The organism is Billgrantia tianxiuensis, from assembly GCF_009834345.1.
GTDB lineage: Bacteria > Pseudomonadota > Gammaproteobacteria > Pseudomonadales > Halomonadaceae > Halomonas > Halomonas tianxiuensis.
Genome location: NZ_CP035042.1, coordinates 1,981,310 through 2,002,781, shown reverse-complemented (window position 1 = coordinate 2,002,781; position 21,472 = coordinate 1,981,310). Strand labels below are relative to the sequence as shown.

23 protein-coding genes and 1 pseudogene are annotated in these 21,472 nt (G+C 63.3%); 9 read left to right on the top strand and 15 right to left on the bottom strand.

The genetic code is table 11. From position 1 onward, the window contains the following. Positions 1-147: 147 nt before the first annotated feature. The 3 genes and pseudogenes from EKK97_RS09300 to EKK97_RS24510 form a co-directional block, all read left to right on the top strand. Positions 148-1,281, top strand: a complete 1,134-nt coding sequence (locus tag EKK97_RS09300; protein ID WP_159551348.1) for an ABC transporter substrate-binding protein — start codon at positions 148-150, stop codon at positions 1,279-1,281. Further along, on the top strand, positions 1,271-2,632 hold the full coding sequence (locus EKK97_RS09295; RefSeq protein WP_236551413.1) for a FecCD family ABC transporter permease: 1,362 nt from the start codon (positions 1,271-1,273) through the stop codon (positions 2,630-2,632). Before EKK97_RS09300 ends, EKK97_RS09295 begins: the two co-directional genes overlap by 11 nt. Then, a pseudogene (locus EKK97_RS24510) lies at positions 2,551-2,745 on the top strand (ABC transporter ATP-binding protein); the annotation flags it as partial. The gene EKK97_RS09295 and the pseudogene EKK97_RS24510, both read left to right, overlap by 82 nt. Before the next feature lie 340 nt (positions 2,746-3,085). Here EKK97_RS24510 and EKK97_RS09285 read toward each other — a convergent pair. From EKK97_RS09285 to EKK97_RS09245, 10 genes are all read right to left on the bottom strand, one after another. Then, positions 3,086-4,081: a substrate-binding domain-containing protein gene (locus EKK97_RS09285; protein ID WP_159551346.1), complete on the bottom strand. Its 996-nt coding sequence runs from the start codon at positions 4,079-4,081 to the stop codon at positions 3,086-3,088. 96 nt (positions 4,082-4,177) lie between these two features. Continuing rightward, positions 4,178-4,705, bottom strand: coding sequence for a gluconokinase (locus EKK97_RS09280; protein WP_234286372.1), 528 nt, complete (start codon positions 4,703-4,705; stop codon positions 4,178-4,180). A gap of 28 nt (positions 4,706-4,733) precedes the next feature. Continuing rightward, entirely contained in the window at positions 4,734-6,017 is a 1,284-nt protein-coding gene (locus EKK97_RS09275) for a TRAP transporter large permease (RefSeq protein ID WP_159551344.1), read from the bottom strand. 3 nt (positions 6,018-6,020) lie between these two features. Continuing rightward, complete coding sequence (locus EKK97_RS09270; protein ID WP_159551342.1) at positions 6,021-6,611, bottom strand: TRAP transporter small permease; 591 nt, start codon at positions 6,609-6,611, stop codon at positions 6,021-6,023. A gap of 62 nt (positions 6,612-6,673) precedes the next feature. Further along, positions 6,674-7,744 (bottom strand): TRAP transporter substrate-binding protein, encoded by a 1,071-nt coding sequence (locus EKK97_RS09265; RefSeq protein ID WP_159551340.1) that lies wholly within the window; start codon positions 7,742-7,744, stop codon positions 6,674-6,676. Positions 7,745-7,960: 216 nt separating this feature from the next. Then, the gene (locus EKK97_RS09260; protein ID WP_159551338.1) at positions 7,961-9,064 is read right to left on the bottom strand and encodes a serine hydrolase; all 1,104 of its coding nucleotides are present in this window, start codon (positions 9,062-9,064) and stop codon (positions 7,961-7,963) included. Continuing rightward, positions 9,061-9,339 (bottom strand): hypothetical protein, encoded by a 279-nt coding sequence (locus EKK97_RS25760; protein ID WP_340162951.1) that lies wholly within the window; start codon positions 9,337-9,339, stop codon positions 9,061-9,063. Before EKK97_RS25760 ends, EKK97_RS09260 begins: the two co-directional genes overlap by 4 nt. Beyond that, entirely contained in the window at positions 9,309-10,166 is an 858-nt protein-coding gene (locus EKK97_RS09255) for a heparan-alpha-glucosaminide N-acetyltransferase domain-containing protein (RefSeq protein ID WP_340162950.1), read from the bottom strand. Before EKK97_RS09255 ends, EKK97_RS25760 begins: the two co-directional genes overlap by 31 nt. 41 nt (positions 10,167-10,207) lie before the next feature. Further along, positions 10,208-10,531 carry a hypothetical protein gene (locus EKK97_RS09250; protein WP_159551336.1) on the bottom strand — a complete coding sequence of 108 codons (324 nt, stop codon included), beginning with the start codon at positions 10,529-10,531 and terminating at the stop codon, positions 10,208-10,210. A gap of 108 nt (positions 10,532-10,639) precedes the next feature. Next, complete coding sequence (locus EKK97_RS09245; protein WP_159551334.1) at positions 10,640-11,290, bottom strand: LysM peptidoglycan-binding domain-containing protein; 651 nt, start codon at positions 11,288-11,290, stop codon at positions 10,640-10,642. 344 nt (positions 11,291-11,634) lie between these two features. On the opposite strand from EKK97_RS09245, the gene EKK97_RS09240 reads away from it, so the two are divergent. Beyond that, positions 11,635-12,105, top strand: a complete 471-nt coding sequence (locus tag EKK97_RS09240; RefSeq protein ID WP_159551332.1) for an aminoacyl-tRNA deacylase — start codon at positions 11,635-11,637, stop codon at positions 12,103-12,105. A gap of 85 nt (positions 12,106-12,190) precedes the next feature. On the opposite strand, the gene EKK97_RS09235 is transcribed toward EKK97_RS09240, so the two are convergent. Further along, on the bottom strand, positions 12,191-13,180 hold the full coding sequence (locus tag EKK97_RS09235) for a M20/M25/M40 family metallo-hydrolase (protein ID WP_234286374.1): 990 nt from the start codon (positions 13,178-13,180) through the stop codon (positions 12,191-12,193). Positions 13,181-13,426: 246 nt separating this feature from the next. Between EKK97_RS09235 and EKK97_RS09230 the strand changes: the two genes are divergently transcribed. Continuing rightward, a complete protein-coding gene (locus tag EKK97_RS09230) occupies positions 13,427-14,548 on the top strand; it encodes a site-2 protease family protein (protein ID WP_159551330.1) in 1,122 nt (373 codons plus the stop codon). Positions 14,549-14,573: 25 nt separating this feature from the next. On the opposite strand, the gene EKK97_RS09225 is transcribed toward EKK97_RS09230, so the two are convergent. The 4 genes from EKK97_RS09225 to EKK97_RS09210 form a co-directional block, all read right to left on the bottom strand. Then, positions 14,574-16,568, bottom strand: a complete 1,995-nt coding sequence (locus EKK97_RS09225; protein WP_159551328.1) for a sensor domain-containing diguanylate cyclase — start codon at positions 16,566-16,568, stop codon at positions 14,574-14,576. A gap of 142 nt (positions 16,569-16,710) precedes the next feature. Continuing rightward, positions 16,711-17,922 (bottom strand): methyltransferase, encoded by a 1,212-nt coding sequence (locus EKK97_RS09220; protein ID WP_159551326.1) that lies wholly within the window; start codon positions 17,920-17,922, stop codon positions 16,711-16,713. Further along, positions 17,894-18,481: a hypothetical protein gene (locus EKK97_RS09215; protein WP_159551324.1), complete on the bottom strand. Its 588-nt coding sequence runs from the start codon at positions 18,479-18,481 to the stop codon at positions 17,894-17,896. The genes EKK97_RS09220 and EKK97_RS09215 overlap by 29 nt, the downstream gene beginning before the upstream one ends. A 16-nt stretch (positions 18,482-18,497) precedes the next feature. Beyond that, complete coding sequence (locus EKK97_RS09210) at positions 18,498-18,968, bottom strand: GFA family protein (protein WP_159551322.1); 471 nt, start codon at positions 18,966-18,968, stop codon at positions 18,498-18,500. A 184-nt stretch (positions 18,969-19,152) separates the two neighbouring features. Between EKK97_RS09210 and EKK97_RS09205 the strand changes: the two genes are divergently transcribed. The 4 genes from EKK97_RS09205 (at position 19,153) to EKK97_RS09190 (ending at position 21,380) form a co-directional block, all read left to right on the top strand. Then, positions 19,153-19,785 carry a glutathione S-transferase family protein gene (locus tag EKK97_RS09205; protein WP_159551320.1) on the top strand — a complete coding sequence of 211 codons (633 nt, stop codon included), beginning with the start codon at positions 19,153-19,155 and terminating at the stop codon, positions 19,783-19,785. After that, complete coding sequence (locus EKK97_RS09200) at positions 19,782-20,666, top strand: SDR family NAD(P)-dependent oxidoreductase (protein WP_159551318.1); 885 nt, start codon at positions 19,782-19,784, stop codon at positions 20,664-20,666. The genes EKK97_RS09205 and EKK97_RS09200 overlap by 4 nt, the downstream gene beginning before the upstream one ends. A gap of 31 nt (positions 20,667-20,697) precedes the next feature. Continuing rightward, positions 20,698-21,018, top strand: coding sequence for a hypothetical protein (locus EKK97_RS09195; RefSeq protein WP_159551316.1), 321 nt, complete (start codon positions 20,698-20,700; stop codon positions 21,016-21,018). Between the two features lie 83 nt (positions 21,019-21,101). Continuing rightward, a complete protein-coding gene (locus tag EKK97_RS09190; protein WP_159551314.1) occupies positions 21,102-21,380 on the top strand; it encodes a peptidylprolyl isomerase in 279 nt (92 codons plus the stop codon). The last annotated feature ends 92 nt before the right edge of the window (positions 21,381-21,472 follow it).

The window sequence follows — 21,472 nt, the reverse complement described above, 5'->3', positions numbered from 1 at the left end:
TGTATCGACAGCCTGCAACGCCTCGTTGCATACTACGCGACCTCAATAGCGAATGATTCGCATAAACATGGGCATCGATATTGCAGGAAGCAACGCCTATCGTTACCCCATTGATGTTCGATACCTGTCCCAGGGAGTCCTCCAGACATGCCGTATCCCGTCACTCGAATCCTCACATGCGCTGGACTGGCGCTTGGCTGTGCCATCGCTCAGGCCGACGAGGTCACGCTTACCGACATCGCCGGCCGCGAGATTACCCTCGAGGTGCCCGTCGAGCGCGTGATCCTGGGCGAAGGACGCCAGGTCTACCTGCTCGGCGCCCTCCAGCCGGAAGATCCCTTCAATCGCGTGGTGGGCTGGCGCGAGGATTTTTCCCAGGCGGATCCGGACAACTACGCGCGCTATGCCGCCAAGTTTCCCGAACTAGAGGCGCTCCCCACCTTCGGCGGCTTCAAGGAAGGCACCTTCGACGTAGAGCAGGCCGCTTCCCTCAACCCCGATGTGGTGCTGATGAACCTGGAAGCCAAGGCGGCCACCGAGGAAGCGGCCTACGACCAGAAGCTGGCCGAACTCGGCATCGCCATCGTCTACGTGGATTTCCGTGAGGATCCGCTGCGCCATACCATCCCTTCCATGCGCCTGCTCGGCCAGCTGCTGGGTGAGGAAGAGGATGCCGAAGCCTTCATCGAATTCTCCGAGGCCCAAATGGCACGAGTCATACAGGTGATCGAGGCCGAGGTCGGGTCCAACGAGCGTCCGAGCGTATTCGTCGACCGTGCCGGCGGCTACACCGAAGACTGCTGCATGAGCTTCGGACCCGGTAACTTCGGCGAATACGTCGAGATTGCCGGGGGCGACAATATTGCCAAGGACATCATTCCCGCGACCTTCGGTACGCTGAACCCCGAACACATCATCGCCGCCAACCCCGAGCATGTGGTGGTGACCGGCGGCAGCTGGGACGCCTACGTGCCCGGCGGTGGCTGGGTCGGCGTGGGGCCGGGGGCGGATCTCGATGCGGCACGAGTCAAACTGCAAGCGCTGACCGAACGCACCGCCATGACCGGCATCGACGCCGTGGAGAACGACAATTTCCACGCCATCTGGCACCAGTTCTACAACAACCCGTATTACTTCGTCGCGATTCAGCAAATGGCCAAGTGGTTCCATCCGGAACTGTTCGCCGACCTCGATCCCGAGGCCACGATGAAGGAGCTGCACGAGCGCTTCCTGCCCGTGGACTATGAACCTGGCTATTGGGTTTCACTGAATGAGCGCTGAAATCGCCCAATCCGGTTTCCATGCCGGAGAGCATAGTTTCTACCGCGCCCTGGTGCTGCGCCGCCAGCTCGTTCTCGTCGCCTTGACCGCGGCGCTGCTGTTGAGCTTTTGCCTTGATCTGGCGCTGGGCCCGGCACGCTTCAGTCTGGCCGAGGTGGTCAGCGCCCTGTTTTCGCCCGACACCGTGAGCCAGCAGGCCAGGGTCATCCTGTGGGAGATCCGCATGCCGGTAGCACTGATGGCGCTGGTCGTCGGCGCCAGCCTGTCGATCGCCGGCGCACAGATGCAGACCATCCTCAGCAATCCCCTGGCCAGCCCCTTCACCCTGGGCATCTCGGCCGGCGCCAGCTTCGGGGCCGCCCTGGCGTTGGCGTTCGGCGTGGTGGTCGTACCCACGGCGGTGGAGTACGTGGTGCCGATCAACGCCTTCGTCATGGCCATGGTGACCTCCTTTCTCATCTATGCCATGAGCCTGAAGCGCGGCGTCACCATCGAGACCATCGTATTGCTGGGCATCGCCATGGTGTTCATCTTCAACTCGCTGATGGCGCTGATTCAGTTCTTTTCCAGCCAGCAGGCCGTGGCGGCCGTGGTGTTCTGGACCATGGGCAGCCTGACCAAGGCCACCTGGCCCAAGTTCTGGATCGCGCTGGGTGTGCTGGTCACGGTGCTGCCGCTGCTGGCCCGCCATGGCTGGGCGCTGACCGCCATGCGCCTGGGCGACGCCAAGGCCGAAAGCATGGGAGTCAAGCCGCGCGCCCTGCGCCTGGAGGTGCTGGTACTCGTCTCCCTGCTGGCAGCCATCGCCGTCGCCTTCGTCGGTACCATCGGTTTCATCGGCCTGGTCGGGCCGCACATCGCGCGCATGCTGGTCGGCGAGGATCAGCGCTTCTTTCTCCCCGGATCGGCCCTGTGCGGCGCGCTGATACTCTCCATCGGCTCGGTGCTGTCTAAGGTGATCATTCCGGCACGATCATTCCCATCGGCATCATCACGTCGCTGGTCGGCATCCCTTCTTCCTGTTCCTGATCCTCAATCACAAGAAGGCCACATGGTAACGCTTCAGCTCGATCGCCTGTCGGCGCGCTACGGCCGCCGTCAGATCCTGGCGGAAATCTCCACACCCCGCTTCGAGGGTGGCCGGGTGGTGGCACTGCTAGGCCCTAACGCTGCCGGCAAGTCCACGCTCTTTCGGCGCATCTTCGGGTGCTCAAGGGCGGCGGTGAAGTACGCATCGACGGTGCTTCCTCGCCGAGGCCGGTGGCGTACATGCCCCAGGACACTGGCGTCAATGCAGTGCTCACGGTCTACGAATCGGTACTACTGGCACGTATGCAGGGCAGAGCCCTGAAGGTGGCTGCCGAAGACCTGGCGAAGGTCGACCAGGCGCTGGAGGAGTTGGGCATCTCGGCCCTTGGCGAGCGGGATATCGGCGACATCAGCGGCGGCCAGCGTCAACTCGTTAGCGCCGCGCAGGCCCTGGTGCAGGAGCCGGAGATCCTGCTGCTCGACGAGCCGACCTCGGCGCTGGACCTCAACCGCCAGATCGGCCTGTTGACGGTACTGCGCCGACTCGCCCGCGAGCGCCGGATGCTGATCATGGTGGCGCTGCATGACCTGGGCCATGCGCTGCGCTTCACCGACGAAGCCATGGTGCTGGAAAACGGACACCTGATCGCCTGCGGCGCTACCACCGAGGTCGTCACCCCGAGCTGTTGCAGCGGGTCTATCGTGTCAACGCACGCATCGAACCCTGCTCGAAGGGGCAGCCACAGCTCATCGTCGAAGAGAGTATGTGAACTCGCTAAAGGGTCATCCCCGGCTCGATACGGTAGCCCAAGTCGATGGCACGATCCTGGGTCGCCTGTCCCTGGATGCGCGCCAGCAGTTCCCTGGCCGCTCGCTCGCCGATCGCTTGCCGTGGGGTGACGACGCTGGCTAGGCGCGGAGTCATCACCTGACCCATGTCGTGGCCGTGGAAGCCGGCAATGCCCATCTGCTCAGGCACCCGAATGCCGCGCCGCAGGCACTCGAAGTAGGCGCCAACCGCCACGTCGTCGTTGGTGCAGAAGATGCCATCGGTCTCGGGATGTTCCTGCAGGATCTCGCCCAGTAGCGCCGCGCCCACGGTGTAGGAGGAGCGCTGGCTGCGCTGCAGGGTCAGCGGTGGCAGGCCGTGCTCCTCCATGGCCTTGCGATAGCCCTGCTCGCGCTGCAGGGTGCGAGGGTCGAGTCGTACGGCGAGATAGACGATTCGACGCCGGCCCTGGCGAATCATCTCGCTGACCATATCGTAGGCGGCCTGCACGTTATCGTAGCCCACCGCCTGATGCAGCGGCGGAGTCAGCACATCCATGATCTCGACGGTGGGGATGCCGGCGGTCTCGAGCATGCGACAGGTGCGTGCCGTATGGTGGCTGTCGGAAAGGATCACGCCATCCACGTTGTAGGAGAGCAACGAGGCCAGGCTGCGCTCCTCGAGTTCGGCACTATAGCCGTAGTGAGAGAGCATGAGGTGGTAGCCGAGCGGCTCGGTGACCTTCTCGATACCCACCAGAACGTCGGCGAACACCTGGTTGGTCAACGACGGCACCAGCAGGCCGATGGAGTGGCTGGTGGCGCGCGAAAGCAGATCGGGAGCGCGGTTGGGAATGTAGCCGACCTGCTCCGCCACCGCGAAAATGCGCTTGCGCAATCCTTCCGATACCGTCGAAGGATCGCGCAGGCAGCGACTGACGGTCATCTTGGTCGCCCCGACCCGGTCGGCGATATCCTGGAGTGTCGGTCGTTTCTTCTTCACGGTGCCCCACTGGCAGCTGGTGGTCCTGGCGCATGCCGATGGCGCCCGCCGGCATGATACCGGAGTCGCACCACACCTGCCGTCATTTGCGCCCGTTCAGTCGCTGCTAGGGCGACACTCGGGCTTCGCCTCCAGAAAAGCCGTCACGATGGCATCAGGCGTGGCGGCAATGTTGCTCACCACTGCCTCCAGCGCATCGGGCGCCTCGAGATCGTGAAGCTGGCTGTCCAGCATCGCCTCGCCACGAAAGAAGTGCTCCTCCCGGGCCGACAGGCGCTCGCGCAACTGTTCACGCTCCCCTTCGAGAAACAGGAAGATGAGCCCAGGGTCGCCGCGCCGCAGGAGTTCGCGGTAGCGCCGCTTGAGCGCCGAGCAGGCCAACACCAGCGAGGCATCGCGACGCCGGTGGTCGCCGATCAGGCCGGCCAGCGTCTCCAGCCACTCGCGACGGTCTTCGTCGCCGAGCGGGATGCCGTTGGCCATCTTGTCGATGCTGGCCGGCGAGTGGTAATCGTCGCCATCGATGAACGCGACGCCGAGGCGGCTGGCGAGCAAGGCGCCGATACACGACTTGCCCGACCCCGACACCCCCATCACCACGATGCGGTATGAGGTTGTTTTCACGACACCTCCCGGTTGTCAGTTGCCGCACTCAGTTTCCACGGACTGCAGCCATGTCGGGCAGCCAGGTCACGATTCCGGGGAAGGCGATCAATACCACCAACACCACCAGCAGCGCCGCGTAGTACGGCAGCATCGCCCTGACCAGTTGTTCCATGGTGACCCGGCCGACACCGCAGCCCACGTAGAGGCAGGTACCCACGGGCGGCGTCAGCAGGCCGATGCCGAGGATGAAGGCCATCAGCACGCCGAAGTAGACCGGATCGACCCCTACCGAGGTGACGATCGGCGTCAGCATCGGCGCCATGATCACCATCGCCGGCGTCAGGTCCATCACGAAACCCACCAGCAGGAGCAGGCCGGCCACTATCAGCAGCAGCAGGAACGGCTCCTGGGTGATGGCCTGGACTTGTCTCACCAGGGTCTGCGGTACCATGTTGATGGTCAGGAACCAGGCAATGACGGTGGCGAACGCCAGCAGCAGCAGCACCATGCCGGTCAGCCGCGCGGTGCGGATCAGCATGCCCCACAGCTCGCGAGGGTGAAATTCGCGGTACACCACCAGCGAAATGAACAGCGAATAGAGCAGTGCGGCCACGGCCGCTTCGGTGGCGGTGAAGACCCCACCGAGGATGCCACCGATCACGATCACCGGCAGCACCAGCGCCAGCCACGCCGCCTTCAGCGCCTGCCACAGGCGGCCCAGCTCGAATTTTCGGGTCTGCCCGGCGTGCTCGATGCTGGCCATGATGAACGTGGTCACCATCAGCGCAAAGCCGATCATCAACCCCGGCACGATGCCGGCGATGAACAGCCGGCTGATCGAGGTCTCGGTGACGATGCCGAACAGGATCAGCGGGATCGACGGTGGAATGATGATGCCGATCACCGAGGAGACGGTGTTGATCGCGGTGGCATGCGGGGCGGTATAGCCCTGCTGCTTCATCGACGGGATCATCATCGCGCCGGTGGCGGCGGTATCGGCCACCGCCGAGCCGCTGATGCCGCCGAAGAACATCGAGCCGGTGATCGCCACCTGCCCGAGCCCGCCGCGCACGAAGCCGACCAAGGCCCCGGCGAGCTCCATCAGCCGGCGGGCGATGCCGCCGTTGCTCATCACTTCCCCCACCAGAATGAAGAAGGGGATGGCCAACAGCGGGAAATTGTTCACGCCGCGGATCGACTGCTCGATCAGGATCGACAGAGGGATGTCCGAGAGCACGGCCATGACTACGGCGGCCACACCGAGACCGAAAGCGATCGGCAGCCCCATGATGATGGAGGCGAACAGGATACCAAGGAAGATCCACAGCATGGCTCAGTCTCCTGCCGTTCGGTTGGCTTGTGCCGGATCACGGATAAGGCGCAGGCACTGCCAGGCCCGCCATAGCGACATCGCGACGATGAACAGCGAGCAAAGTACCAGCGAGACGTTGATCAGGTTCCAGGGCACGCCGAGGATGGCGGTGCGTCCGGTGGAGCGTGACATCACCAGGTAACCGCCCCACACCATGATGCCCATCAGCGCGGCAATGATCAGGTGTTGCAACAAATAGAGCAGATAGGCGGCCCGCGGCTTGAGCCGGCGCACCAGGAAATCCACGGCGATGTGCTCGTAGCGAGCGAAAGCGGCCGCGGCACCGACGAAGATCAGCCAGATGAACAGCATGCGCGCCAGTTCATCGGCCCAGGGCAGCGAGCGATTGAACAGCGAGCGGCCGATTACGTTAGCCGATACAGAGACGATCAGCGCCACCAGAATCGTCGCAATCAAGTGTTCCATGAGGCGCGTCATCCAGCGGAAAACCGCCGGGCCGCGGCGCTCCTCGATATCGAGTTCGAGCGGCTCACGCCTGGGATCTTCCAGGTAGGCGCTGGCCTCGTCAGGCAGTTGGGTGGGCGAAGTCATGCAGCGCTCCGTGCAGGGCAAGGGGACGCCCCCTGCCCTGCCAAGTCAGACGGATGAAGAGATTACTGGGCGGATTCAACGATGGACTGGATCTCGGCGATCAGGTCCTCACCGATACGCGGCGCCCACTGGTCGTAGACCGGCTGCACGGCTTCCTGGAAGGCGGCGATCTGCTCGTCATTGAGACGGGTGATCTGCATGCCGCGCTCCTCCAGTTGCTCGCGTGACCAATCGTCGTACTCGGTAGCGAGCTGAATCTCGTACTCGGCCGACTGACGTGCCGCCTCCTGCACCAGTTCCTGATACTCCGGCGCCAGGCGATCCCAGGTGCGCTCGGAAATCATCATGATGAACGGCGTGTAGACGTGACGCGTCTCGGAACCGTAATCCTGCACTTCATGGAAGTTAGAGGTCAGGATGGTGCTCCAGGGGTTTTCCTGGCCGTCGACCACGCCCTGCTCCATGGCCGAGAACAGTTCGCCGAAGGCCATCGGGGTGGGATTGGCCCCGAGGGTTTCCCAGATCGACAGATGGACCGGGTTCTCCATGGTACGCACGGTCAGGCCACGTACGTCGAGGCCGGCCACGTCTTCCGGCGACTCCACCGGCCGCGCGCTGTTGGTAAGCTGGCGGTAGCCGTTCTCGGAGAAGGTCAGTGCCTTGAGACCGGTGCCTTCGAAGGCATCCAACATGCGCTGAGCGGTATCGCTCTGCATCACCGCGATGGCCGCTTCGCGGGTCGGCAGCAGGAACGGCAGGTCGAATACCGCCAGCTCCTGCACGTAGGTGGTCGCCGGCGACGAGGAGGGATAGGTCATGTCCAGCGAGCCGGTCTGGAGCATCTCCATCATCTGTACGTCATCGCCCAACTGGCTGTTGGGGAAGACATTGACGGAAATACGCCCTTCGCTGCGCTGCTCGAGAATATCGGCGAAGTACTGCACGGAAAGATACTGCGGCGAACTCTCGGCCAGGCCGATGCCCATACGCAGGGTATGACTGCCGTGATCGCCCACCACGTCGCCCTCGATGGCAGGCGGGTCGGAAAGATCGGGGCTCTGGGCGTAAGCGATACCCAGGGAGAGAGTGGCGGCACCGGCTAGCGTGAGGGTATTGCGCCAGATGGTGGTCATGGCGGACTCCAGTCGATTTATCGTTGTGAATTGGCACGTCTCATCTTTCCCGGAAGCTTGCACGACTCCCGAGGTGTCGAATGTCGGCATGACTTGTTACCGGTAACATTCGATGTCATGAAGGCTAGGTCAGTCGCTTCGGGGCTGTCAATGTAAAACCAGTTAACAGAACCTAGACGTTGGTCGTAGAGTGCGGCCAATGGGCATGCTCATCGCTCACCCTTCGAAGGCCCCCGCCTCCCATACGGCCCGCCCCACTGCCGCGAGTATCTGCTCGTTGCGGGCCAGGCTGAGCTCGCCCCGGGCGCAGGCAACGACGATGACGCGGCGGACGTCATCGCCCTGCCCCTGGGTGGCGATACCGGCATCGCAGGCGAGCCGATGCTGGGTACCGGTCTTGTGGACCAGTCGGACGTTGCGCCCCAACCCGGCCTTGAGCCGGCGCTCACCGCTGGTGGTTCGCGCCATGATCGCCAGCAGCTCGGCGGTGCCCTCAGGCCCCAGCGCCCTGCCCTGGGCCAGCGCCTCGAGCAGGTCACCGAGAGCGTCGAGCCGGCCGCTGTTGAGATCGGTGGCATAGTAAAGGCGGAAAGCTGCATCGATGCTCGGCAGCAGCAACTCCTGCGGGGCGAGGCCCAGGCGCTGGCGCAGCCACGCCACTCGGGCGGCGTCGTCCTGGCGCTTGCGCAGCTCGATGAAGTCCATGCCGTTCAGCTCGAAGACGCTCGGGTGCAAGTTGGCAAAAGCATGGCGGCGTACGTCCACCAAGGTGGTGATCGGCCCCAGCCCACCTGCAGGAGTGAGCTGGCGAGCCCGGCGATTGACGCTCTCCAGCCCCAAGTGACGTATCAGCATGTCGCTTGCCGTGTTGTCGCTGACGATCAGCATAGATTCCAGCAATTGACGCAGCGACAAGGCACTGCCCGGTGGCGCCCAGTTGGTGGAGCCGGCGCCGTCGACATAGTCGCTGCGCAACAGGGTCAGGCGATCCTCGAGTGACATCTCGCCCGCCTCGACACGGCTCATCAACTCTATCGCTACGGGTAGCTTGACCAGCGAAGCCAAGTACCAGCGTTCACCATCCCGCCAGCCCAGGCGCGCCCCCGTATCGAGGTCCCGCACGTGCACCCCAAGCTCACCATCGAAGCCAGCTTCGAGCAGCGCCAGCCTCGCCTTCAGGCGTTCGGCCCAAGGCGGCTCGACCCAGGCGTCGACCTGCTCCGCCCAACCGGGCTGCGCCGCGGCAAGCGACGGTAGCGCCATGGCCAGCAACAACAGCGCTCGGATGAGCCCTTTAGGCCAGAGCCCTTCTTTCCTCATCGACTCCACTCCCTGTACCAGCGCACCAGGGCAATCCAGCCCGCAGTGAGAAGAATCAGTGCCAGGCCAATGCCCAGCACCTGGGGATAGCTGTAGACCTGCCAAGCGCCCAGCAGCAAGCGGAAGATCAGGAAGATCACCACGATATGAAAGATGAAGGCGCGCAGGGCATCGCTACCGATCACGGTAAGAGGCTTGAGCCATCTTGCCGCACGGCTGCCACCCAGCAGGCACAGTGCTATGATCACCAGTGCTCCGCCGGTACTGAACAGCATGAAGGGTACCTCGGGGGATGCTTGCCGACGTTCCAGGCCACGGCCATCAGCGCCGCATACCAATCGGGCAACGAAAGCACCACGAAGCCCAGCAGAAACAGCGCTCCCAACCCGGCCAGGCCTGCCAACAATCGACGGCGAGTGGTGATTTCGCCGTACCAGCGCAGAATGGCCTCGCCGACCAGTAGGCCCAGCATCACCAGCGGCAGGCGCGCCAGCTGGCCCCAAGTGTAGTGATCGGCATCTTCCACCAAAAGCGCCTTGAGGATTACGCTGTCCCAGAAGTGGAAGTGGCGTTCGAGCATCACCGAGATCACGCCCACCGCCACCGGAGCGAACAACCGCGACCACAGCGGCATGCGACACCACAGCGGCAGCACCCAAGGCAGCCACAGCAGCGCCAGCGCATAGAAGCCAAGAATCTCGACCCAGATGGCGAAGCGCTGGTAGAGCAGCGTGTCGAGTATGTCCCCGGGCGTGAAGAGCGGCAGCATCTCGACGATAGTCAGCGCCTTGTACCAGAACATCACCTCGAGCCCGCGCAGCATCAGCTTGAGCCGTCGCCTGGGCCAGTCGGGCGTGCCGACCTTGGGCAGGAAGGCCACCGCCAGGGCAACACCGAACACCAGGATGAACAACGAGGAAGAGAACTTGGTGATGAGGTGGATCGGTACCATGCCCCAATCCGGCACCTGACGAATACCCAGCAGCCCGCTGACCGCATGGCTGAGAATCATCAGGGCAATGGCGATACCCCGGGCCAGGTCGATGGCATCGACTCTGGTCGACAATGGCGGCAGCTGTGGCCGCTGGGTGAACCCGATCATGCGGCTCCCTCGCTGAGTCAATCGCTTCCCCTGCGCCAACCCTAGGGGGTCTTGATCGGCTCGACGCTTTCAAGCGTCACACGCCGTCCCTCCGCGGAAGAGTACTCGAAAACACCAACGACTCGCACCGTTTCACCCAGATGAGGGGCGATACGCTCGTGGGGAAATATCTCCACGCGATTCAGGTCTTCGTCCTCGATCCAGTAATGCAGCGGATCCTCGAAATGCCGCACCACTCCCTGTGTCGCCACACGCGAGCCATCGAGCTGCTCGGCCTGGTTGACGAGCACCGCTAAGGTTGCCTGGCGGACTTTTTCCTCACGATCCGAGCAAGCCGTGAGCGCGAGCAAGGCGAGCACGACCATTCCCCATCGACGTATCAATTCCACTCCCTACCTGCCTGACCGCTATTGAGCGGCTTTCAGTTGGTTAGCGCCTACCGCCGTTTGCGTGAAACGGCGGTAGGCAAGGCTTCAGCGAGGAATCACCAGGGTCAATCCCGGCCAGACCAGATCAGGATTGGGCAGCACGTGCCGGTTGGCCTCGTGTATCTCCTCCCAGCGTTGGCGGTTGCCGTAGAAGCGCCCCGCTATGGCGGCCAGTGTGTCGCCACGCTGCACCCGGTAAAGGTTGGCATCCTGTGCCCGGGCCACCAGCCGCTGCTCACGCTCGAGCTCGGCGATCAGTTCATCGATACTCTCTTCCAGCGCCGCATCGCGACCGCCGGCACGCATCAGTTCCGCTCGCGTGGATCGAATCGCTCCCAATGTGACGCTGGCTGACCGCAGCGCGCCATCGAGGTCCAGCTCACCTCCCTCTTCGGCTGGCAGACGTGCCCGTAGTGCACTCAGTTCACGCTGGGCGTTGCGCAGCTCACGCTCGCGTGCCTCCAACTCCTCACGCAGTGCCGCGGCGTCCTGCCCGACCGCTTCGGCCTCTTCGCTCGGCTCGGCATCGGTCTGCTCGGCCTGGTCTGCTGCAGCTGCCTCAGGCTCGCCCTCGTCATCCTGCTGGGCCCAGCTCGCCGCACTCATGGAGATCGCCAGCAACCCAGCCGCCAGCAAGTAAGGAAAGGACGAGAGCCGCGTGCAGCGCTCTCGTAAGGGGGTAAGCATCTCGCTCATGACGCAACCTCTTTGCTGTTGTTATGTGTCCGGGCAGACGCCCGCCAGAGCCGTCGGCCATCCGGAGAAGTCGGGCCAGCGCATTCGCCCGCCCACACGGCACAGTATGGTCAGCCCTGCGTGGCCATGCATGTTGTCGTATCAACGCAATATGCCTAATCAAGACGATGCTGCGTATGGCATCGCAGTCGCAGCCCCTCGCTGTCTGCTGGCAGCGTCGCCTTCGGTTCATCGTTTGCCGACCTGCTCATCGTGTCCGTTGACGCTATGCTGAGATCAAAGGAAAACCGTAGCAGGGAAGCGCTACTCGCAACGTCGGCCGCCGTGCCGAGGGAGACAGAGTCATGGCTATCCCGGCAACCCTTCGGGAATATTTGAGAGCCTGTGATATCGATTACGAGGAGGTTAGGCACGACCGTGAAGTCAGCGCGAGTCGCATTGCCCAGCAGACTCATATCACTGGCGAACAGCTTGCCAAGGCCATCATGCTGCACGGCAGTTCAGGCTACCGGATCGCCGTCCTGCCCAGCACCTGTGATGCCGACCTCAACAGCCTTGCGCAACTGTTCAACGAACCGGTAGAGCTGGCTACGGAGGAAGAGATCATCAGCCGTTTCCGCGACTGCGATCCCGGCGCCACTACGCCGGTCGGTCAAGCCTACGGCCTGCAGGTCTACGTCGACGACATGCTGCGCCATCAGCCGGACATCTATTTCGATGCCGGCGATCACGAGACGCTGCTGCACATGAGCGGCAGGGAGTTCGAGAGGCTGATGGAAAAGAGCCCCCACGGCCAGTTCAGCCGCCATCACTGAACGTACCAGACGCCGCTCGCGCCGCTGTGGCAACTTCTCTCTCGTTTGGGCCTCGCCTGCGGCGAGGCCTGCTTCGTCATTCCGATCAGCGCCGGGCCAGGCTTTCCAGCGCCGCCGCCAAGCCCTTGGTGAGCCTGGCCATGGTGGCGTAATCCAGCCGATCATGGGTATCGTCAGGGCCGTGGTAATAAGGATTGCGAAAGTTGGCGGTGTCGGTCAGCATCATGGCGGGAAAACCCATCTCCCAGAAGGCCCAGTGGTCCGAACGCCGTATGTCGCCCAGCAGAGGAGGCGCCACCAACCCTTCAGAGGGAACCTCGGCATGGTGGCGAAACGCCTCGATGACCTGATGCACCAGGCGGCGGGATTCAAGGTTGCTGACGAAGGCGACGAAATCGCCCTGGTCGGGATAGAAACGGTCGAGGGGGAACGGATACGCCTGGCTACCGGGCTCGTCGCTGAAATAGCCGAGCATCTCCAGCGAGATCATGCCAACGACATGCATCCCCTCGGCGCGGGCCTGCCGGGCATACTGCAGGCTGCCCATGGCTGCGCTGCCGAAGAAAGGCATCTCTTCGTTGACGAATGCCACCAGGTGCAGCGTGCGGTCGAGTTCGGCCTGCTGCAGCAGGCGCGCCAATTCGATCAGCACGGCCACACCGGAGGCATTGTCGTCGGCGCCCGGCGTGCCGCGCACCGTATCGTAATGAGCGCCAACCACGAACACCTCTTCCGCCAGCTGGCCGCCTGGCAGGATCACCTCGATATTATGGAAGACCCGGCTCCCTGTCGGCACGGCCTGTCGCTGCGGCCGCAATCCCGCTGCCTGGAAGGCCTGCTCGATATAATCCTCGGCGGCCTGCAAAGCTTCCGGGCGCCAATAGTGACGCTCGCCGATCGTCTCGGACAGGGTACGCACGTGGCGATGCAAGCGCTCGCTCAAAACCTTGCCATCCTCGCTTAGCGAAGCCGGCTCGCCGCGAAAGGACGCTGCTGGCATGTACAGCATCAGCCAGTATCCTCCTGCCAGGACGACAACAGCGAACAGCACCATTGCGCCTAGTATCGTCGGCATGAACGAGCGCCGGCGCCTCACTGCGTTCTCACCTACGCCCTGGCGTGAGCCACTTCGCCCCCGATACACGCTCATACGCATTCTCCCCCCTCCCTGGAGTCATCCCGCTCCCTCTGATCGAACCCTGTGCTCAAGATAGGTGCCCGACATACCCCTGAACAGAGAAATTGCCCCTCCCCTCCGCACGGCTTGGCTTTCACGCAACAAACCGATCAAACTAGGCTGACAAAAAAAGGGGGAGGCGCCATGTTCAAATCCGTGCTGGTCCTCGGCCATTTCCGTGGCATTCGCCTGGAAGTCCATATCAGTTGGCTGATCATTTTCGCCCTTCTGTTGACGACCATGAGCGCCGGTTTCCAGAACCAATACCCTGACTGGAGCATCACGACCGCCGTGCTCACCGCCCTGGTGACCGCCCTGCTGTTCTTCTCCTCCATCGTGGCTCACGAGCTGGGTCATAGTCTCGTGGCCATTCGGCGTGGCGTTCCCGTCACGGCCATTACTCTATTCATCTTTGGCGGCGTGGCCCAAATGACCCGCGATCCCGACAAGGCGGACGACGAGTTCTGGATCGCCATCGCCGGGCCGATCGTGAGCTTTGTCCTGGCCGCCGGCTTCGCCCTGCTCGCCGCCATGACCAGCGGCTGGCATGAACCGGTCCCGGTGGCACTGGGCTGGCTGGCCACGATCAATCTCGTGGTCGCCATCTTCAATCTCATTCCCGGCTTTCCCCTGGATGGCGGTCGCGTCCTGCGCGCCCTGGTCTGGAAGTGGACCGGCGACTCTCGCAAGAGCAACGAGATGGCTTTTGCCAGCGGCAAACTGGTGGCCTACGGCCTGTTCGGCCTGGCCATCTGGAACATGGCGGCAGGCAATCTGGTTGGCGGGCTTTGGATCATGCTGATCGCCTGGTTCCTGCTCAACATGACTCAGGCCCAGGGCCGCATGCACATGCTACGGGAGCGCCTGGCCGGAGTCCGGGCCCGCGACCTGGCCGAGACCGATATTCCTTTGGTCGATGCGCAGCGCTCTATCGAGGCCTGGCTGTATCAAGACGTGCTGCCGTCCGGCCGCCGAGCCTTCCTGATCGGCACCGATACCGCGCACGTGGTGGGACTGGTTTCACTCAGCGATACGCGTCGCGTGGAACAGGCCCAGTGGCCCATCACCCGGGTTGCAGACATCATGACGCCCGTCGAGAAGCTGTATCATGTCGCACCCGGCGCCAAAGCCGACGAGGTCCTGCAGCTACTGAACGAACATGGCCTGAACCAGATCCCGGTCATGGAGAATGGACGCGTCAGCGGCTGGATCGATCGTCAGCGACTGCTGCGCACCGTCGAGCTCCATCTGGAGGTGAAGCGCTGAGCGCAGACATGCGCGGGGCCCAGGGCTACCGGGCCTTGGGCTGCTCGGCAACATCCTCAGCCGACTCGGCCATGCAGACTCGGTTGCGTCCCTCGTCCTTGGCCCGGTAGAGCGCTTCGTCGAGACGCTTGTAGCACTGGGATTCCGGCTCGTCAGGCCCCAGTTCGGCAACGCCGAAACTACTGGTAATGCCGGGTACCGGGCTGAAGTTCTCCTTCTCCACTGCCCGACGCAGACGCTCAGCCAACGTCACGGCCCCGGCCAACGGAGTGTCGGGCAACAGCAGCATGAACTCCTCCCCACCCCAACGGGCGAGCACGTCGACTTCGCGTAGCAGTGCACCGCAGGTTCGCACCAGCTTGCTCAGCACCATGTCACCCACGCTGTGGCCGAAGGAATCGTTGACGTGCTTGAAGCGGTCGATGTCGAACATGACCAGGCTCAGGGGCTTGCTTTCTCGATGCGCCTTCTGTCGTTCACGCGTCAACAGGTCGATGAAGCGATTGCGGTTGACGGCGCCGGTCAAGGGGTCGTGGCCGGCGTGATATTCCAGTTCGGCCTGATAGCGCTTGGCCTGGCTGATGTCACGCATGATAGTCGCGATGCTATCCAGCACACCGTTTTCGTCACGTCGGGCGACGATCAATTGCGAAACGGGAATCTCGCCATCACACGTCCTCACTGCCGTTTCCGCATACCAATGGCCATGCTCCAGTGCGTAAGGAATGCCCTGTTCCTGGATGAGCCGGCACGCCCACAGCGGATGCGCCGTGGCCAACGCATCCGGCAGCGCCTCGGGCAAGGCGCCGAGCAGCTCGCGCCCCGCCTTGTTGATGTATGCCACCCGCTGCTCGGCATCGGCAATAGCGACAATATCCGGCGAGGCATCGAGCAGATGCGTCAACCTGTCCTGGTTGAGCTGTGCGGCATGCTGCGCCGTCACGTCTTCGACGATACCGCTGAATTCCGCCGTGCCATCCGCCTCCGTCTGGCGATAGGCGGTCACCTCGGCATGGATGAGGCGGCCCTTCATGGTGCGCAACCGCAACGGACGGCGTACAACGGCACCGTCACGCTTGAGGTCTGCCATGAAAGCCCTGATCTGCTTGGGGCACGCGTAAAAGGAAGAGACTCGCGCGGCGAAGAGCGCCGGGTAAGAGTCTGCCTCGAAGATGCGCAGCATGGCGGGATTGGCCGCCGTGAAGTGCCCCCGCGGCCCTGCCGTGTGACGATAGATGCCTACGGGCAGGTTGTGAAACAGACTGTTGTAGGCTTCGAGCTGGGCGTAGTAGCGCTTCTCGTCGGTGACGTCGACGATGATCGAGTGCAGGTACTCGTGGCCGTTCAGCAATACTGGTCCCGAATAGACGTGGACGTCACGAATCTCGCCGTTGGCAAGACGATGACGGAACTCGAAGAACAGCTGCTGGCAGGATTCGGCCTTGGCCATTCCGGCCCGGACTTCGTCGGGATCCATGCAGTTGATATCGGTGATGTTGAGCTGCTTGAGGACATCGAGAGGATAGCCGTAGAAGGCCACCGCCGAATCGTTGGCATCGACGATGCCTCCATCCACGGGGTCGATCAGTAGCTTGACCGCCGGGTTGGTGTTGAACATCTGCTCGTAAAAAGACGCCCGGCCGGGGCATGCCGCATCCTGCTGAGGAATCAGGGTCAACTGCCATGCCGGCTGGCGTTGCCAGGTAGCGCGTCGCAGAACCGCCTCACAAGGCGGCTTGCCGCTGCCTCCCCGATACGCGAATTTCGTCTCGGTGAGGTCAGCCTGTATCAGGGCGGAGGCCCCCGCCTCCAGCGCCTGGCGCTCGCTATCGCCCACGAGCTGCAGGAGATCCTGCTCCACGACCCTGCCGACGAGTCCGAAGTGGCAGCGAGCAGCGTCGTTGGCATACAGCAAACGCCAGCCCTGCCGAGCCCGAACCACCAGAACCGGCAGGGGTAATTCATGCAGCAGACAGCCCAGATCGTCGTCGAAAGACGCCGCCGAGTTACCTTCGTTCACAGCTCGGTTCCCTTGCATGTCGACGTCTTCGCCAGGATCAGCCACGCGCAGCGTGTTGCCAGGACCCAAAGCAGGCGTCGTTATAATCGTTATCGGCAGATGTGGCTAAGCGGAAAGCAGGACCTCACCTACTGCTTCCAGATTAAGCTTTCCTGGCGTGGATGAACAGATTTCTCGGCGTCAATTCCGCGTTGCAGAAAGTGCCGAATTCTACGGTAAAGCCGGCCTCTTCCATCAGTGAAATCCGATCCAATGCCAGCCACACTTCGAGCGGCCGACGGAATAGATGGCGTACCAGCTCCAGCCGTTTCACCTTTGCCTGGCGCTTCCAGCCCGCCCGCTCATAGGGTGCCAGATCGAGGGAGCCCGGCAGCTCGAGCCCTTTGCCATGCGCCGCCCAGCGACAGAACGCATCGAAGCGTCCGGGCAAGCGGCCATAGGCCAGGCTGGGCACCGGCAGGTAGCTGTCCTCGCCGCGTAACTCGCGCTGCAGCTCGTCGAAGCCAAGCCGCCAGGCATTGGCCTGCTCACGACGACGACGCACTCCCAGTGGCGCGGTGACGGTTTCCTGAACGGCCAGGGCCAGGTCGTGGCGGTCGAGCCGCAGGCCGTGGCGTTGGCATAGTTCACGGCCCCGCTTCGATACGGGACGATAGCGCTCGTCCCGCGTACGGTGGTAGCAACAGGGCGCCAGGCTGACCGCACTACCCGATGCCGCCGCCAGCTCGAGCAACCGTAGATGCAGATCGCCACAGGCATGCAGGGCGACGGCGTGAGTCCTGGAAGAGAGAAAACGACTCGCGTCGGGGGCCAGTACGTCCTGTTCTTGGACCCTCACCGATACCTGCTGCCGTGCTGCCAGACGCCGGGCCTCCTCGCATAGCGGAGCCTGCCACTCCAGGGCGGAGACCTCCGCGGCGTGACAGTGAGCCAAGGCACGAGCCAGATGCCCCTTGCCTGCGCACCAGTCCAGCAAAAGGTCGTGCGGCGCCACGCGCAGGTGCTGGAGGAACGTTTCGATCTGCTGCCATTTGCGGCCGCTCACGTGGCTGCCCCATGCGTCAGGTAACGACAACGGAGCGGCATCGAGCGGTGTCAGGCGTACCAGCGCGGCCAGTTCATCGACCGGCAGCCAGCCGCACAGCGGCGACTGCTGCCAGGGGTTGGCCTGCAGCCGGGCCACCTGTTCGTCATTCAGCTCGAGCAGCGCCTCGATCCGCGCGGAGAAGCCAGCCGGCCACGGCGGTAGGCGATAGGTGAACGGTGTCGGCTGCCACCATGGCTGCCACTCGGCCAGCAACGCGGTGAGACGAGAAAAGCGCTGTTCAGTATTCCAGGCGGGATGCTTCGGCATCGAACTCCACCGAAATGCCGATACCCTCGTCCACGCTGGGTTCCTCATCCAACGCTTTCTGCAACGCCAGAATGCCCTGCACCCTGCCTGAAACGCGCGCTCTGACGCCTTCCACGTTAAAAGTATCAAGAGTCAGATTGAGCGCGGCATGGTCGGAAGTGAATACCGGCGGCATGGCAGTTGCGCCAATCGCATGCAGCACGTCGAACTGTGTGACCTCACCATCTTCCAGGGTGATGCTGAGGGATAGCGAGTCTCTCACTCGCCAGTCGTCCGGCGCGACGAAGCCGACGAGATCTATCTTGATGTGATCGCCAAGCTCGGTGAAGGTAGCATTGGAGTCGGCTCCCTGACGCACGATGAACCACTCGCGCTCCTGACCGTCCAGCAACCCCATCATGCTACCTGCGATCTCGGGTTCCTCCGGCGAACTCGCTGCCAAAGGGCCGGCCACGGCCAGCAGCGCCAACGCCGCCAGCCACGTCCTCAGCACGTGTTCTCGCTTCATGATCCCCCCTTGCCATCGCTGCGGCTCGCCTGGAAGCCGTTCGGCGGCCATTCTCAAGGGCTCCCGCCTACCTGACAAGCCCCAGGCGCTCGTGCCATTCCGCCAGGCTCTCTTGCGGGTAGTGATCGAAACACTTGTCGCGTGGCTTCACTTCCGGCTCCACCCAACTGGCCTTGCTGTCCAGCAGCAGATGAACCCGTTCTGGCGGTACCGGCAAAGGCGTATCGATGGCCGAAGCGAAAGGATGCACCAGCTCCGGCCAGCTCGGGTCGAAGACCCACAGGGCACTGCCGCAGCGGGAACAGAAGTGCCGCTCACCGGAACTCGGCTGGCCATCGATCAGCGCATGATAGATCGAGACGACCTCCTCTCCCGTTACCCGTAGCGTGTCGTACCTGCCACCGAGATTGATGGCATAACCCCCGCCTCCCGCGGTCTTGCGGCAGATCGAGCAGTAACAGCGCTGGTAGGGATACGGGTGTGGCGATTCGAGCTCGAACGTTACCGCTCCGCAGTGGCAGGACCCTCGCAGATGCATGGCAGGCCTCGCAGGTTCGAAGGTGCATGTTCCTTCAGCGTAGCTGCTGGCTTGGCTCTGGCGAGGACGACTGGGCCGTTACCCCCGAGTCTGGCTGGAGTGGTATGGTCTTGGCAGACTTCCCATAGGCACTTCGTGACAGCCTACTTCGTGAAAGCTGCCCCTCAGGCGCAAGGACACCGCAATGATTGACCTCTGGACCTGGACCACTCCCAACGGGCGCAAGGTTTCCATCCTGCTCGAGGAACTGGGCCTGCTCTACCGCACCCACGCCGTGGACATCACCCAGGGCGAGCAGCACGAGCCAGCCTTCCTCGCGGTCAGCCCCAACAACAAGATTCCCGCCATTCGCGATGACGAGACCGGCATCGCCCTGATGGAGTCGGGCGCCATCATGATCTATCTGGCCGAGAAGGCCGGACGTTTCCTGCCCAGCGAGCCGGAGAAGCACTACCGCACCCTGGAGTGGCTGATGTGGCAGATGGGTGGCCTTGGCCCCCTTCTTGGCCAGGCCCACCATTTCCTGCACTTCAAGCCCGGCAAGGCAGCCTACGCCGAGGAGCGTTTCCATGGCGAGGCCCAACGTCTCTACCGCGTCATGGACGCGCGGCTGGCCGATAACACCTACCTGGCCGGCGACGAATACACCATTGCCGACATGGCCTGCTGGCCCTGGGTGTCGCGTTACGAGTGGCAACGCATCGATCTGGCCGACTATCCGAACGTCAAGCGCTGGTACGTCGGGATTGCCAACCGCCCAGCGGTTCAGCGCGGCTACCAGGTGCCGAAGAAGGTCAACGAGATTCCCCTGCCATGAGTCGCCGTTCCCCACTCTCCAGCGGTGCTACGCCACCCAGCGTATTGGTGACCGGCGGCTCCAGCGGCATCGGCCATGCCGCGTCACATGCCTTGGCGCAACGCGGCTGGCGCGTCTTCACCACCGCTCGCCGCGAGGAGGATCTTGCACGGCTTCAGGCAGAGGGGCTCGAAGCCCTGCCCCTGGAGCTGGCTTCCAGCGAATCGATCGAAAGCTGCATTACGCAGGTGCTGGAGCGCACCGGTGGGCGGCTCGACGCACTGTTCAACAATGCCGCCTACGGCCAGCCGGGCGCGGTGGAGGATCTTTCCCGGGAGGTGCTGCGCGCTCAGTTGGAAGCCAACCTGCTCGGCACGCATGAACTCACCACGCGGATCATTCCGGTGATGCGGGAGCAAGGCAGCGGGCGCATCGTGCAGAACAGTTCGGTGCTCGGGTTCGCCGCACTGCCATATCGTGGCGCCTACGTGTGCTCCAAGTTCGCCTTGGAGGGCTTGACCGATACCCTGCGCCAGGAGCTTCACGGCAGCGGTATCCATGTCAGCCTGATCGAACCAGGCCCTATCGCCAGCCGCTTCCGCGAGAACGCCTATCGCGCCTTCAAGGCCAACATCGATGCCGATCACAGCTACCACCGCGATACCTATCGCGCCGTGGAAGCCCGGCTGGCGGGCCGCAAAGGCTCTTCCGGCGGTGCCTTCACCCTGGGTCCCGCTGCCGTGGTCGACAAGCTGATCCACGCCCTGGAGAGCCGGCGCCCCAAACCGCGTTATCATGTGACCCTGCCCACCCACCTGTTCGGCGTGCTGAAGCGACTGCTCACCACGCGCGGCATGGATCGGGTGCTGCTGGCCTCGACACGCGACGAGCGCAGAACCTAGCCGATATCAACGTCATACGAAGGAGACACTCTTGGGCCGACTCATCTCGCTTATTTTCATCGCTGCCCTGGCCTATGGCGGCCTCTACGTTTATTACGGCCATGTCGTCAAGCAGGCCATCGATGAGCAGCTCGATGCACGAGGACTGACCGCCCTGGAGGTACAGCGCATCGAGTACGACCCGTTGGCCCCCCTCAGTACCCAGGCCACCATCCGCGCGGAGGTCAGCTATCGCGGCGCCGATGCCACGGTCACCATTCGCCTGCATGGCCACCCGATATTCTCGGATGAAGTGCGCATGGAGCTTGAGGGCCTGCAGAACCTGCGACTCAGGTTCGGCGTGGGAGGATGATCGAATAAGGGGTGAGTACGCGAAGCATGGCTCCCATGCTATGCTCGCCGCACTGACACCAACCAACCTCACGGGAGCACGGCATGGCCAGGGCAACTGCACGGCATATTCTGGTAAGCGACGAAGCGAAATGCGAGGCCCTCAAGGCCGAGATCGAGGGCGGTCGCGACTTCGCCGAAGTAGCGCGCGAGTACTCCACCTGCCCTTCGGGCCGTCAGGGTGGCGATCTGGGCAGCTTCGGCCCGGGCCAGATGGTGCGTGAGTTCGACGAGGTGGTGTTCTCCGGCGAGCTGAACAAGGTCCATGGTCCAGTGAAGACCCAGTTCGGCTATCATCTGCTGGAAATCACCAGCCGCAGCTGAAGCGCGACTCAACCGGCGGTGCCCTTACCGTCTCCAAAGCCGCCCTCACCGGCGGCTTTTCCTTTCATAGGCCCTGTGCTGGGGGCCTCGAC